Annotated in this window: 12 protein-coding genes and 1 tRNA gene; 5 read left to right on the top strand and 8 right to left on the bottom strand. The window is 67.8% G+C overall.

The features are described from left to right. The first annotated feature begins 23 nt into the window (after positions 1 to 23). From RJQ01_RS10350 to RJQ01_RS10340, 3 genes are read left to right on the top strand one after another with little or no spacing between them, the layout of a single operon-like run. A complete protein-coding gene (locus RJQ01_RS10350) occupies positions 24 to 803 on the top strand; it encodes a class E sortase (RefSeq protein WP_350476649.1) in 780 nt (259 codons plus the stop codon). A gap of 16 nt (positions 804 to 819) precedes the next feature. Next, the gene (locus RJQ01_RS10345) at positions 820 to 984 is read left to right on the top strand and encodes a hypothetical protein (protein WP_350476648.1); all 165 of its coding nucleotides are present in this window, start codon (positions 820 to 822) and stop codon (positions 982 to 984) included. Continuing rightward, positions 981 to 1,628, top strand: a complete 648-nt coding sequence (locus tag RJQ01_RS10340) for an anthranilate synthase component II (protein ID WP_350476647.1) — start codon at positions 981 to 983, stop codon at positions 1,626 to 1,628. The genes RJQ01_RS10345 and RJQ01_RS10340 overlap by 4 nt, the downstream gene beginning before the upstream one ends. Before the next feature lie 24 nt (positions 1,629 to 1,652). Here RJQ01_RS10340 and pknB read toward each other — a convergent pair whose 3' ends face one another. From pknB to RJQ01_RS10305, 7 genes are all read right to left on the bottom strand, one after another. Further along, positions 1,653 to 3,371: a Stk1 family PASTA domain-containing Ser/Thr kinase gene (gene pknB, locus RJQ01_RS10335; RefSeq protein ID WP_350476646.1), complete on the bottom strand. Its 1,719-nt coding sequence runs from the start codon at positions 3,369 to 3,371 to the stop codon at positions 1,653 to 1,655. Positions 3,372 to 3,459: 88 nt separating this feature from the next. Continuing rightward, positions 3,460 to 5,127, bottom strand: coding sequence for a serine/threonine-protein kinase (locus RJQ01_RS10330; protein ID WP_350476645.1), 1,668 nt, complete (start codon positions 5,125 to 5,127; stop codon positions 3,460 to 3,462). Beyond that, positions 5,124 to 6,578, bottom strand: a complete 1,455-nt coding sequence (locus RJQ01_RS10325; RefSeq protein ID WP_350476644.1) for a peptidoglycan D,D-transpeptidase FtsI family protein — start codon at positions 6,576 to 6,578, stop codon at positions 5,124 to 5,126. Before RJQ01_RS10325 ends, RJQ01_RS10330 begins: the two co-directional genes overlap by 4 nt. Further along, positions 6,578 to 7,978 carry an FtsW/RodA/SpoVE family cell cycle protein gene (locus RJQ01_RS10320; protein ID WP_350476822.1) on the bottom strand — a complete coding sequence of 467 codons (1,401 nt, stop codon included), beginning with the start codon at positions 7,976 to 7,978 and terminating at the stop codon, positions 6,578 to 6,580. The genes RJQ01_RS10325 and RJQ01_RS10320 overlap by 1 nt, the downstream gene beginning before the upstream one ends. A gap of 13 nt (positions 7,979 to 7,991) precedes the next feature. After that, positions 7,992 to 9,233, bottom strand: a complete 1,242-nt coding sequence (locus tag RJQ01_RS10315) for a Stp1/IreP family PP2C-type Ser/Thr phosphatase (RefSeq protein ID WP_350476643.1) — start codon at positions 9,231 to 9,233, stop codon at positions 7,992 to 7,994. Positions 9,234 to 9,238: 5 nt separating this feature from the next. Then, complete coding sequence (locus RJQ01_RS10310) at positions 9,239 to 9,742, bottom strand: FHA domain-containing protein FhaB/FipA (protein WP_350476642.1); 504 nt, start codon at positions 9,740 to 9,742, stop codon at positions 9,239 to 9,241. Next, positions 9,739 to 10,446 (bottom strand): FHA domain-containing protein, encoded by a 708-nt coding sequence (locus RJQ01_RS10305; RefSeq protein ID WP_350476641.1) that lies wholly within the window; start codon positions 10,444 to 10,446, stop codon positions 9,739 to 9,741. Before RJQ01_RS10305 ends, RJQ01_RS10310 begins: the two co-directional genes overlap by 4 nt. A 176-nt stretch (positions 10,447 to 10,622) precedes the next feature. Between RJQ01_RS10305 and RJQ01_RS10300 the strand changes: the two genes are divergently transcribed. Further along, positions 10,623 to 10,709: transfer RNA gene (locus tag RJQ01_RS10300), tRNA-Leu, on the top strand. A 483-nt stretch (positions 10,710 to 11,192) separates the two neighbouring features. Beyond that, positions 11,193 to 11,774 carry a hypothetical protein gene (locus RJQ01_RS10295; protein ID WP_350476640.1) on the top strand — a complete coding sequence of 194 codons (582 nt, stop codon included), beginning with the start codon at positions 11,193 to 11,195 and terminating at the stop codon, positions 11,772 to 11,774. Positions 11,775 to 12,083: 309 nt separating this feature from the next. On the opposite strand, the gene RJQ01_RS10290 is transcribed toward RJQ01_RS10295, so the two are convergent. Then, the gene (locus tag RJQ01_RS10290; RefSeq protein ID WP_350476639.1) at positions 12,084 to 13,325 is read right to left on the bottom strand and encodes a hypothetical protein; all 1,242 of its coding nucleotides are present in this window, start codon (positions 13,323 to 13,325) and stop codon (positions 12,084 to 12,086) included. Positions 13,326 to 13,381: the final 56 nt, after the last annotated feature.

The following is a 13,381-nucleotide window of genomic DNA, read 5'->3' as shown; positions in this document are numbered from 1 at the left end:
GCACCTCCGCCTACAATGAGCGCGTGGCCAGGAGCACGCAGTCGACTCACCCCGTGAGCATCACGGGAGTGCTCGGCGAGCTCCTCATCACTGCTGGTGTACTCGTGATGCTCTTCCTTGGCTGGTACGTCTGGCTCAACGACATCGTGACAGGGTCGGTGCAGCAGGGTGCCGCGGTCGATGTGCAGCGCGAACTGCAGCAGGAGTGGGAAGACGACCTCGCCGCCCAGCCCGAGCCGGAGCCCGAGCCCGACGATGCTGATCCTGGTGCTCCTCTTGATCCGCCCGTCGCCATCGCGCCCGCTGCTGGCGAGCGCTGGGGCGCGCTCATCGTTCCCCGCTTCGGCGAGGACTACGTGCGCGCGATCGGCGAAGGCGTCGACCCAGCGACCGTGCTGAACAGCAGAACGCTCGGTGTCGGGCACTACTCCGATACGCAGATGCCGGGGGAGCTCGGCAATGTGGCCCTCGCCGCTCACCGCAACACCTGGGGCGGCGCCTTCAGCGAGGTCGGAGAGTTGCAGCTGGGTGACAGCCTGTACATCGAGACGCGGGACGGCTGGTACCAGTACGGGTTCCGCGGGCTCGAATACGTCTGGCCCTCCGGAGTCGATGTGCTCCTCCCCGTGCCGCAGGCGCCGCAAGTGGAGCCCGGAGAGCACATCCTGACCCTGACCACGTGCAACCCACGCTTCTCCACCGCAGAGCGCATGATCGCCTACGCCGTGCTCGAAGACTGGCATCCGCGCTCGGGCGGCGCGCCCGCAGAGATCTCCGAGCTCGTCCAAGCGTCGGGTCGATAGGCACGAGAGGAATCCCATGTACGCAGCACTCTGGCGGGTGCTCCCCGGTCCGTTCGTGGTGCGACTGCTGATCGTGCTCGTGCTCGCGGCGAGCATCCTCCTCGCCCTGGTGGCCTGGGTCTTTCCGTGGGTCGCGGAGACGTTCCTTCAGCAGGAGTCCGTGGTGGAGTCGATGCCATGAAGGTTCTCGTCATCGACAACTACGACAGCTTCGTCTACACCCTCGACGGATACCTGCAGCAGCTCGGCGCGCAGACGACCGTCGTGCGCAACGACGTCGTAGACGACGGCCGCGCGGCGGACCTGATCGACGTCTACGACGCCGTGCTGCTCTCACCCGGGCCTGGCAACCCGGCTTCGGCGGGCATCTCGATCGCTGTGGTGCACGCCGCGATCGCTGCTGACACGCCCCTGCTGGGCGTCTGCCTCGGCCACCAGGCGATTGCGGAAGCCCTCGGTGGCGTCGTCACGCACGCCGAGGAGCTCATGCACGGCAAGACGTCGCTCATCGAGCACGACGACAGCCCCTTCTTCGCGGGCGTGCCGCAGTCCTTCCGCGCCACGCGCTATCACAGCCTCGCGATCGTGGAGGGCACTGTTCCCGATGAGCTCGTCATCACGGCGCGCACCGCAGGCGGGGTCATCATGGGGGTTCGGCACCGCTCCGCGCGCGTGCACGGGGTGCAGTTCCACCCTGAGTCGGTGCTCACCGAGGGCGGCTACCGGATGCTCGGCAACTGGCTCGCGGAAGCCGGCCTCGCTGAGGCCGCTGTGACGGCGCGCGACCTGACGCCGCTCGTCAGCTCCGCGTCTCTTGCGACCTGATCGATCTCGCGGCGCGGGGTGACCCTAGTCGCCCTCGGCCGAGCCGTTGCAGTACCGCAGGGTCACAGCAGAGTTCTGCGGATGGTCTCCGGGCGCGAGCGATTGACCGGTGACCGTCTGGCCTGTGCAACTGGAATCGCCCTGCACTGTCACGCTCAGTTGCAGCGCACTCATCTGCGACGTCGCCTCGCCGATGGTCTCGCCGCGCACGTCGGGCACGGTCACGAGGCCGTTCGAGACGACCAGGTTGACGGAGTCGCCTTCACGAAGTTCGGCGCCGAATTCAGGATCGGTGCGGATCACGACATCGGGCCGTACGTTCGGCGAATTCTCGCTGGCGACGGTGCCGACGACGAGGCCGCGCTCGGCCAGTGCCGCCTCCGCCTGCTCGAGCGTGAGGAGGGTCAGGCTCGGCACGTCGACCAGCGGGGCACCTGAGGAAACGTACACCTCGATCTCCTGACCCGGCCCCACGGCAATGCCGGCCGGCGGCTCGGTGCGAAGAATCTGCCCCTCCGGAACATCGGGGGTGGACTCGGTGAAGGGTACCGGCTCGAGGCCCAAGTCGATGAGCTCCTGAGCACCATCCTCGTACTGCTGGCCCACGAGCTGGGGAACCTCGATGGCGACCGAGTTCGTCAAGGGAGTCTGCTCGAGGTTGAACACCCAGTACAGGACGGCCGCGACGATGACAATCATGACGGCGACGCCCGACCAGATCCATGCGACGGGTGGTCGCGTCTGGCTGCGGCTGCGACGCTCCTCGTCGTCGACGCTCAGCTGCCGCATCGCCGACTCGGTGCTCGCCGTGGCCTGCGGGTTGACACCGAAGAGGGTGGCGCTGAAGTCGGGGCCGCTCTCGGGCCGCATCACGGGAGCGCTCCCGCCGAGGGCGGAGGCCACCTCGGTTCGGAACTCCGCAGCCGACTGAAACCGCGTGAAGCGGTCTTTCGAGAGAGCGTGCATGACGACGGCGTCCAGGGCAGGGGTGACTTGGGGTGCGAGCATGCTCGGCGCCACGGGAGGCTCACTCACATGCTGGTAGGCCACAGCGACGGGCGAGTCGCCTTGGAACGGCGGCCGACCGGTGATCATCTCGAACAGGACGACACCCGTGGAGTAGAGGTCGGTGCGCGCATCGACGGTTTCGCCGCGCGCTTGCTCGGGCGAGAAGTACTGCGCCGTGCCGAGAATGCTGCTGGTCTGCGCCACGGTGGCCGCAGAGTCGGAGATTGCGCGAGCGATGCCGAAGTCCATGACCTTAACCTGGCCGGTGGGGGTCACCATGATGTTGCCCGGCTTGATGTCGCGATGCACCACGCCCGCACGGTGGGAGTACTCCAGAGCCGTGAGCACGCCTTCGATGATGCGACCGGCTTCGGCCACCGGCAGCGGACCGTCAGCGATGATGTCCTTGAGGAGACGGCCTTCGACGTACTCCATGACGATGAACGGAACGACCGTCTCGCCGGCGCCGGACTCGGTCACGATCTCCTCGCCCGCATCGAAAACCCGGACGATCGTGGGATGTGCCATGCGGGCGGCGGCCTGGGCCTCCTGGCGGAAGCGGGTGCGGAAGACGGGGTCGCTCGCGAGCGCGGACTTCAACAGCTTGACGGCGACGCGGCGCCCCAGCTTGGCGTCCGACGCGACGTGCACGTCTGACATGCCGCCGCGGCCGATGAGCGCTCCCAGCTCGTAGCGGCCCGCGAGAACCCGCGAACCCTGCGCGACACCGTCCATCGTCACCGTATCCTCACTGCTGTGTCCGACTCGATCACAGTGTAGGTGGTCGCGGTGCACCACCACCCGAGCATCGCGGCAGGAGCACTCACTCCTCGGTGATGGGAACGGCGAGCTCGCTGGAGCGCTCTGACTGCAGCGAGCCGCACTGCGCGACGTAGGTCACACGCAGTTGACCGCTGTCAGCGAGGGTCACCACGAGGCTCGTGGTCGATGCCGAGAGCGGGTTGCCCTGCGCGGGGGTTCCGCCGACGATCGTCACGTTGTAGCCCTCGAGGCTGTAGCCCGCGGGGCAATCGGTGTAGTTCGGCCAGCTGAGCGTGACCTCGCTTCCCGCGGGGTACGGACCCTCGCCCGGGGCGATGGCGAGATTGCTCGGCTTCGGGGGGGTCGGGATGTCCGTGTAGAAGTAGACGGTGAGCAGCGTGCCGGTCTGCACCTCGCCGCGGATCGGCGTCGTGCGGTAGGAGAGACCCTGCTGGTCGCGGCTCGGGGCGATGTTGCCCTCGACCTCCTCGATGCGCAGCTCGAGGTCGGCAGCCTTTTCCTGAACTTGAGCGCGCGTGAGGCCGACCCACTCCTGCTCGACAATGAGCACTGTGTCCACCGTCGGGGTCGGAGTGGGTGTCTCGACGTCGGTCGGCTCCACGCTCGCGGTGTCGGTCGGCACGGGAGCGGGGTCGTTCGGTGCGGCGAACACGGCGATGAGCACACCGACGAGAGCGAGCAGCAGCACGCTCGACAGGGCGACGAGCGGCCACGTCCACGGGCTGCGCTGCGGCACAGCGGGTTGCGGGGCGGTCGTCGGGGGCGTCGCGCCGCCCATGCTCGGCAGCACCCTCGTCGCATCCTCCGATCCGATGGCGCCGAGCACCTGGGTCGCCTCGGTCGCCGCACCACCGGTGATGGCGGGCACGATCGCGGACGCCGCGCCCACATCCCCGCGCCGCAGCGCCTGTGCCGCACGGGCGAATGCCTGAGCCGAGGCGGGGCGATCGGAGGGCTTCTTGGCGATCGACGCGAAGATCAGATTGCGCACCGGCTCAGCGACGGTGACCGGCAGTTCCGGGGGCGCCTCGTTGATCTGCGCCATGGCGATCGCGACCTGCGACTCACCCGTGAACGGCCGTCGGCCCGCGAGAGCCTCGTAGGCGACGATGCCGAGGGAGTAGACGTCGGTCGACGGTGAGGCGGAATGCCCGCTCGCCTGTTCTGGCGACAGGTACTGCACGGTGCCCATGACCTGACCGGTCGCCGTGAGCGGTACCTGGTCAGCGATGCGCGCGATGCCGAAGTCGGTGATCTTCACCCGACGGTCAGGGGTGATCAGCAGATTTCCCGGCTTGATGTCGCGGTGGACGAGCCCCGCCTGGTGGGCGGCGTGCAGAGCCAAGGCGGTCTGGGCGATGATGTCCAGCACCTGATCGGCGGGCAGCACGCGCTCGCGCTCGAGGATCGTGGAGAGGGCCTCACCGGGAACGAGCTCCATCACGAGGAAGGCACTGCCCTCTTCCTCGCCGTAGTCGTAGACGTTCGCGATGCCCTCGTGGTTGACGAGCGCGGCGTGCCGGGCTTCGGCGCGGAAGCGCTCCAAGAACCCGGGGTCGCCCATGTACTCGTCTTTGAGGATCTTCAGCGCGACAGTGCGGCCGATGACGAGATCGGTCGCCTGCCAGACCTCCCCCATACCGCCGATCGCGATACGAGAGAGCAATTGGTAGCGCCCACCGAAGGTGAGCCCGCTCGTGGGCCTCATCTGCTCAGCACCGCCTCAAGAACTCTCTTCGCGATCGGAGCCGCGATCTGGTTGCCGAACGCCGACTGCCCCTGCCCGCCGCCATCCTCGATCACGACCGCGATCGCGACCTGCGGATTGTCTGCGGGGGCGAAGCCGGTGAACCACAGGGTGTATGGCTCGGTCGCGCCGTTCTCAGCCGTGCCGGTCTTACCCGCGACGGCGACGCCTTCTATTCTGGCATTAGATGCGGCCCCGTTGGCGACCCCCTCGACCATGAGCGCGGTCAGCTCGGTGGCCGTGGAGCGCGCGATCGGCTGGCTCAGCAGCACGGGTTCGGGTGCGTCGATCGTCGCTAGGTCCGGCGCGATAATGCGCTCGAGCAGGGTCGGCTTCATGAGATTCCCACCGTTGGCGATCGCGGCGCTCACCATCGCCACCTGCAGGGGCGTGACGCGGACGTCGAACTGGCCGAAGGACGAGAGCATGAGTTGGGCCTCATCGAGCCCCGTGGGGAAGGTGCTCGGGGTCGCCGTGAGAGGAATCTCCTGGGCGGCGCCGAACCCAAAGGCGGTCGTGTAGTCGACGAGAGTCTGCTCGCCCAACTCGCGGCCCAGCTCGGCGAAGGGAATGTTGCAGCTCAGGCGCAAAGCCGTCGCGAGGGTGGTCGTATCGCCCGGGCCGCACGTGCCGTTGTTCGAGTTGGTCACCACTGAGGAGCTGAGAGGCAGGGTCAGAGTGGCGGGGTTCGCGAACTCGTCCTTGGCGTCGAAGGCGCCGCTGTCGAGGGCGGCCGCGGTGACGACGAGCTTGAACACGGAGCCCGGCGCATAGAGGTCTCCGCTGATGGCCCGGTTGATGAGCGGGTCGCCCTCGGCGGCGAGCAGCTCGTCGTACACCTCGAGAACCTGCGAGGTGCTGTGGGAGGAGAGCCGGTTCGGGTCGTAGCTCGGCGTCGACACGAGCGCGAGAATGCGCCCCGTCGCCGGCTCGATCGCGACGATCGAGCCGGTCAGGTCGCCCATCGCCTCGTAGGCTGCCTGCTGCACGATCGGGTCGATCGTCAGCTCGACGGCCGCCCCTCGAGGGCTCTGGCCCGTGACGATCGCGCTGAGCTGGTCGAGGAATTGCTCGTTCGCGGTGCCCGTGAGGAAATCGTTGAAAGCGGACTCGACACCCGTGATGCCCTGATTGAGGGTGAAGTACCCCGTCACGTGGGCGTACGGCAGAGGTTGCGGGTAGGTGCGCAAGAACTCGTACTCGTCATCGACCCGCACCGATTCGGCGATCGCCGTGTTGCCGACGAGGATCGGCCCGCGCTCGGCCGAGTAGCTGGCATACAGCGTGCGCACGTTGCGGTCATCCGCCTGGAGGTCGTCGACGGCGAACACCTGGATGACGCTCGTGGACACGAACAGCGCGAGGAACATCGCGAGCGTCGCGACGCTCACCCGGCGCAGCTCCTTGTTCATCAGTCCTCCACCACCCGTCGCGGCTGATGGCGCACGCTGTCACTCAGCCTGAGGAGCAGCGCGACGATGATCCAGTTGGCGACGAGCGAGGAGCCGCCCGCAGCGAGGAACGGCGTCGTGAGACCGGTGAGCGGAATGACGCGCGTCACCCCGCCGATGACGACGAAGACCTGCAGGGCGATCACGAACGAGAGCCCGACGGCGAGCAGACGCCCGAAGTCGTCACTGCCGTTGAAGCCGATGCGGAATCCGCGTGCCACGAGCAGCAGGTAGAGCGCCAGAATGCCGAACAGTCCCACGAGCCCGAGCTCCTCGCCAAGGCTCGCGATGATGTAGTCGCTCTCAGCGAGCGGCACGATATCGGGCCTGCCCTGCCCCAGCCCCGTGCCGATAAGGCCCCCGTTGGCGAGACCGAACATGCCCTGCACGAGCTGGTAGCTGCCGCCCACGGCCTCGTAGACCTCGGGGTTGAAGGAGTCGAGCCACGCATCGAAGCGGCCGCCGACGTAGCCGAGGACGCGGCTCGCGATGAGCGCGCCGCCGACGAACAGGGTGAGGCCCAGCAGCACCCAGCTGAGGCGGCCCGTCGCCACGTAGATCATGACGAGGAACAGCCCGAAGTAGAGGAGCGAGGTGCCGAGGTCGCGCTGGAAGACCAGCACTCCCATCGCGGCGATCCAGATGATGAGGATCGGGCCCAGGTCTCGCCCCCGCGGCAACTGGATGCCCATCACGCGGCGCCCGACGATGGAGAGCGACTCGCGTGCGGTCACCAGGTATCCCGCGAAGAACACCGCGAGCGCGATCTTGCCGATCTCGCCGGGTTGGAAGGAGAACGGGCCGAGTTGGATCCACAGGCGCGCGCCGTTGATCGTCTGACCGATGCCGGGCAGCAGCGGCAGCAGCAGCAGACCGATGCCGACCACCATCGCAACGTACCGGTAGCGAGCGAGGAGGCGGTGGTTGCGCACGAGAACGAGCACTCCGATGGCCGCGAGCATGGCGATCGCGGTCCACACCATCTGGCGAATCCCGGCGCTTTCCCACCCCTCGAAGCCCTCAGCGATGTCGAGCCGGTAGATCATGGCGATGCCGAGGCCGTTGAGGGTCATGCTGATCGGGAGCACGAACGGGTCGGCGTCGCGGGCCACGATCCGCAGCACGACGTGCACACCGAGGCCGAGCACGCCGAGCCCTGCGCTGTACAGCAGCACCTGCGGGTCGAGCGCGCCGAGCGCGCCGAGCTGCACGAGGGTGACCGCCGCACCCGTGATCGCGATCGCGATCAGCAGGAGCCAGAACTCGAGGGTGCGCAGCGGGGACGGCGTGCGCAGGCGGATCCTGATGGACTGCGTCGCGGGCGCGAGCGGAGCATCCGCGTCGATGACGGGGCCGGCCATGGGCGCGGTGGGCTCAGTCGAGGACATCATCGAGCCTCTCAACGATGCTGTACGCGTCGCTCAAGCTGTCGGCGTTGATCGTTGCCTCGACGCTGCGCCGCGTGAAGTCGGGCAGCTCGTCGACCGCGATCTGCGTCTCAACGACGATGCTCGACAGCGGGAATGGCCCCAGATTCTGCTGCACGCCCTGGTAGATGGCGACGTTGCCGTCGGCGGTTCCGACGAAGTAGCGCGTCTGGGTCCACTGGTACCCGGCGGTCAGGGAGGCCACCACGATGCCGACCACGAGGACGATGCCGACAGACCACGTGATGCGACGGCGAATGCGCCGCCGCCGGTCCTCCGCGATGAGCTCGCGCAGGAACTCCTCGGACTCCGGCTCGAAGTGCTCATCCTCAGGATCGGTGATCGCGGCACGGATGGGGTGCAGCAGCATCGCCGGGATGCGCAGCGATCGCTTGGCCGCCACAGGCTCGTAGCTCAGCGGCGCTCCAGCGGCTCCCACGAGGGTCGGCTGCGGCACGCCGCTCGCCCTGTCGGCCTCGACACCGACGATGACGATCGTCACGTTGTCGGGGGCGCCGTTCTCGAGCGTCGCCTCGATCAGCTGCTGGCCGGCTTCCTCGGCATCCGGCTGGCGGGAGAGCACGCTCGCGATCTCCGCCTCGGGCACGTAGCCGGTCAGGCCGTCTGAGCACAGCAGCCAGCGGTCGCCCGGTTGGGTGTCGACGACCATCGTGTCGACCTCGGGAGTGATGTCGACGTCGCCGAGCACGCGCATGAGCACCGATCGCCGCGGGTGCGTCGCCGCCTCCTCCTCGGTGATGCGGCCGCTGTCGACGAGGCGCTGCACGAAGGTGTGGTCCTTTGTGATCTGCGTGAGCTCGTGGTCGCGCCACCGGTAGATGCGGCTGTCGCCGATATGGGCGATGGCAAGACGGTCGCCCACGCGCACGAATCCGCTGACGGTCGTGCCCATACCGGTCAGCTCGGGATGCTCGAAGACGGTCTCGGCGAGCTCCTTGTTGGCCTCCAGGAGGGCGGCGGCGAGCGCTTCCTCCGCCTCCTCGGGGTTCTCGAACTCGCGATCGATGTGGGCGATCGACTGGATCGCGAGCGCGCTCGCGACATCCCCTCCTGCGTGGCCGCCCATGCCGTCGGCGACGACGAAGAGATGGGAGCCGGCGTAGCCGGAGTCCTGATTGTTGGCGCGGATGCGACCGACGTGGGATCCGGCCCAGGAGAGCGTCGTCACGGCCCCTACCGCCGCAACTCGAAGGTCGTCGTGCCTATGCTGACGGGCGTGTTGAGCGGAACCGGAACGGGAACGCTGACACGCTCACCCGCCAGGAAGGTGCCGTTGGTGGAGTCGAGATCCTGCACCATCCACTGGCCGTCCCACAGCATCAGCCGAGCGTGGTGGGTCGAGGTGTAGTCGTCGCGCACGACGAGGGCGGAGTCGGAGGAGCGGCCGATCGTGAGCTGCTCGTCGGTGAGCTCGATCTCGAGACCCTCCTTGCTGCCGGAGGTGATGACGAGGCGCCTGGCGGGCGGGTCGTCGGCCGTCGGCTGCGGCGCGGGCGTGGGAGGAGTGGGGGGGAAGGGGTCGGCGGCTCGGGGGGCGGCCGGCGCCGCCGGCGGCGAGATGCGTCGCACCTTCTGCCCGAATAGGTCGGAGCGCAGGGCGTAGACGATCGCGAAGACGAACGACCACAGCAGCAGCAGGAAGCCGATGCGGAGCACCAGCAGAGTCAGTTCACTCATCGCTGGCCTCCTCGGTGCGGGGTCGGGCCGGCGCCGCGACCGGTTTGCGCCAGCACGCGGAAGACGATCCGGGTGCGGCCGATCTCGATCACGCTATCGGGAGGCAGCACGGCACGCGACACCGGCGCACCGTTGAGGGTCGTGCCGTTCGTGCTGCCGAGGTCGGTGAGCTGCGCCCGTTCGCCGTCCCACAGGATCTCGATGTGGGTGCGGCTCGTGCCCGTGTCGGCGATCGTGATGTCGGCCTCGCTGCCGCGGCCGATAACCGTGCGGGAGTGCGCGAGCCGGTGGCGCTCGCCGTCGATCTCGACCACGGGAGACCACACGACCCTGTTCTTGACCGACTCCGAGTCGACGACGACGACGCCCTCCGCGAGCCCCTCGTCGACGGTGAGCGTGATGCCGATGCCGCCCGGGAAGGTGTAGTGCTGCGCGGTCGCGTGCTGTTGCAGCAGCTGCGTGAGCTCGTCGATGAGGGCCTCGCCGAGCGAGGCCATGCGCGCGTGGTCGGCGGGGGCGAGGTGCACCGTGAGGATGTTCGGCACGAGGATCCGTTCGCGGGAGACGACAGCGGCCTTCGTGTCGAGCTCGCGACGCAGGGCGGCCGCGACCTCGAGCGGCTGCACGCCGCTCTTGAAGGTCTTGGCGAAAGCGCCGCCCACCACGCGTTCGAGACCGCGCTCGAAGCTGTCGAGAAGCCCCATCGCCGCCTCCTTCGATGATCGTGGTGGAAGCACCTGCCTGGGCGCCGACGACCCTCCTGATGGTAGTCGGCGCAGGGAGCAGGGGCCGAACGGGAGGTGAGTGCGCGCTGTGATAATGTCACCTGGTTGACGGCACGGCACTCATCCTCTCGGGGGACGAAGCTCGCGGCCGTCGCGCGCGAGTGGCGGAATTGGCAGACGCGCTGGCTTCAGGTGCCAGTGTTCGAAAGGACGTGGGGGTTCAAGTCCCCCCTCGCGCACCACAGGGTCATCTGAGTCGCGCCCCATAGCGCCTCGACGGGGTTGACTACTCATCTAGACCGTCCTTGCCTACCGTTCATTAGACGTCACGATCGCGCCGTCGACCTCGAACCGTTCGGCGAGGCGAGCGGCAAGGGTCTCGCTGACGTCACCCGCCAGTAGGTCTGCGCTCGGTTGAGCTCGCGGGACCATGCCGCCGTCATGTGCCTTCGCCCCAGTGTGGTGGTGAAGGGATTGTCGACGGTCGGCGTGACACCACGACCACCACGCGCTGACCGTGGAGGAACGAATCCGGACTGCGATACGGTGACACTGTCGAGCAGTGCTCATCCGCGAGGAGGGAAATCCCTGTGCTGATGCCTTCGGTGCCGCGGGCCTTTCGGAGCTACGCCCAGCATCGGAAGAACGCGGATCCCACTGCGTCGGCCCACCGCCTTCTCGTGGGCCGGAGCGGACGGGTGGTCGCAGCGCTCGCGTCGTCCGACGTGAGTGACGTCCTGGGCAATGCTGGGATCGCCGGCACCATGCTCGGGGCCGACTCTCTCGCTCTCGTTGTCGAAGGGGTTTTTCCGATCGTGCCCGAGAACCCCGTGACCGGATCTCCCTGGGAAGGGGGAGAGGCCGAGCAGCTGTGGCGGGAGAGCGACGGCGTGGCTCGCGGGTGGGTGACCGAAGCGGCGATCATCGCCTACGCCTCGCGAGATCAGGCGCTCGCGCACGAGGTGTGGGATTTCACTATCGACGGGGACGCAGTGCGGTGGGGCGGCGAACCGCTGTCGGTGAATGTCGGGGGCCTAGCCGAGCGGCTCGCTCTCGAGCTCGAGCGCCCGGCGGCCGACCCGGCTCGGGTTCCTGATCCGGGCGAGGGCATGGTGGGGGACGCAGTCGACGGGCCATTCTACAGCAGCGACCGCGGGCGGATGTCTCTGGACATTGGGTGCATCCGCGCGCTCGGGAATCGGATGCCCGAGGGGGATGTCGTTCTCGTTCTTCCCAGTCGGGAGGATGCCGACCGGATGATCGTGGAGGGACTGCCGTCGTGGCACGCGGAGGTCTACGCCGGTTGACCGTGCGTCTGCTCTCACGATGATCGGCGGGCTCGAGGGGCGTTGCGCGGATTGGTGACGAGGGAGAGATGCCTCGCCGCCATACCGCGAGCGAGTTCGCTACGAATCCTGAAGAGAGACTCTGATGATGACCCACCGTGGACCTTTCGCCCTGCGAGCAATGTACATCTGCCGAGGATGCGGCACAGAGATCGCGTATCCGCAGCGGTTCCTGCGCTGCCCCGTGTGCAAGATCAAGCTCAACTGAGGTCACCGCCCGCGGGACCTGGTCGCAGAGTCGGGCCTCTACCCCCGATGCGGACGGTGCCGTCAGGGTCGTGGTTCTCGGATCAGCTTCCCCTCCGTGAGCATCCATCGCGGCGGGTCGATTCCTGCATGCGCATCAATGATCCGGCGCGCTTCGAGCACCTCGTCGGGAGTGACCTGAACTCTGTCGACCAGCCTCACGTCGAACTCGGCGTTGCGACCCTGCATGTGCAGGTCGTAACCGCGGTAGCTGGAGTAGGTGATGACCGCGTGCGCCTCCAGCGCGGCGTCCTCCCCGTGCGCCTGGGAAGCGTAGGCCCGCATCCGATGGAGGGCGAGTCGCGCGACGAGCGCGCCGATCGCGGGTGGCTGCGTGATGAGCCCTTCTGATTCCGACGATGCCGCCAGGCGCAGAACGGTTGCCGGGTCTGCATCGGCTGTTCTCATGAATGTCATGAGGGACATGCCGGCCTGGGTGTGCCAATCGGCCGCCGCTGTGTCGAAGGCGTCGCACACGTCCAGCCCCTCTGAGCGATGCCCGGCGGTCCAGAGCACGAACGCCGCAGCCGGCAGTTCCGGACTGCGCAATCCAGCGCTCAGGGCGGTACGCACGAGACGGGCGGCCAGATCGTCACGGGCCTCGATGGAGAGACGCACCCCGAGTGCGAGCAGCGTCGCGCTGTCGAGACTGCCTCGGCCATCGTCCAGTCGGTCGAGCATGGTCCACTGGTGCTCGATTCCAGGGGAGAGCAGTAGGTACGCGTCGGCCACCAAGGCAAGAGCCTCTGCGTCGTCGGAGAAGAGGTACGGCTCGACGGCGATGCGGTAGGCGCCCGCATCGGATTCGTGGTACTGGAGAGCACGGAGAAGGAGACGAAGCACCGAGGGCTGCATACCGCCCTCCGCACCCGCGGCGGCGACATCAGCGATCCACGATGGATCGCACCATCGCACGGGGAGGCAGGACAACAGCAGGGCACGCGCAACGGGCTCCTGGTCGTCGCCCAGCCTCCGCCGCGCATAGTCGACGATCGCTCCGCGCGCATCGGCAAGAGAGCATTGGCCACCCTCCGGGATCCGTCCCGTCGCGATCGCGGAGGAGGTGCGGTGCGACACGTATGCGAAGCGCTCGAGATCGAGGAGGGGGGAGCCCAGGGCGAGGACGACCGCGTCAGGAAACGACGGGTCTTGGGCCTCGTACGCCTCAGAAATCGACATCCCGACCGTCGAGCAGAACTCCTCAGAAGTCACCAGCCCCAAGGATTCCTGCCGTAGAAGCCGCGCAATATTCTCGAGCGCATCCATGAGGCACACTCTAGAAGACGCCGGTGCCCGACCATCGGGCGGCGACGCAAGGGGAA

The sequence above is a fragment of the Microcella sp. genome (assembly GCF_040286215.1).
Taxonomy (GTDB): Bacteria; Actinomycetota; Actinomycetes; order Actinomycetales; family Microbacteriaceae; genus Microcella.
The sequence above is the reverse complement of the archived record's forward strand: the minus strand, read 5'-3'. Positions and strand labels throughout refer to the sequence as shown.

Coding starts and splice junctions, on each gene's coding strand:
- RJQ01_RS10345 (WP_350476648.1), top strand. CDS start 820: ATGTACGCAGCACTCTGGCGGGTGCTCCCCGGTCCGTTCGTGGTGCGA.
- RJQ01_RS10340 (WP_350476647.1), top strand. CDS start 981: ATGAAGGTTCTCGTCATCGACAACTACGACAGCTTCGTCTACACCCTC.
- pknB (WP_350476646.1), bottom strand. CDS start 3,371: ATGGACGGTGTCGCGCAGGGTTCGCGGGTTCTCGCGGGCCGCTACGAG.
- RJQ01_RS10330 (WP_350476645.1), bottom strand. CDS start 5,127: ATGAGGCCCACGAGCGGGCTCACCTTCGGTGGGCGCTACCAATTGCTC.
- RJQ01_RS10325 (WP_350476644.1), bottom strand. CDS start 6,578: ATGAACAAGGAGCTGCGCCGGGTGAGCGTCGCGACGCTCGCGATGTTC.
- RJQ01_RS10320 (WP_350476822.1), bottom strand. CDS start 7,978: ATGGCCGGCCCCGTCATCGACGCGGATGCTCCGCTCGCGCCCGCGACG.
- RJQ01_RS10310 (WP_350476642.1), bottom strand. CDS start 9,742: ATGAGTGAACTGACTCTGCTGGTGCTCCGCATCGGCTTCCTGCTGCTG.
- RJQ01_RS10305 (WP_350476641.1), bottom strand. CDS start 10,446: ATGGGGCTTCTCGACAGCTTCGAGCGCGGTCTCGAACGCGTGGTGGGC.
- RJQ01_RS10290 (WP_350476639.1), bottom strand. CDS start 13,325: ATGGATGCGCTCGAGAATATTGCGCGGCTTCTACGGCAGGAATCCTTG.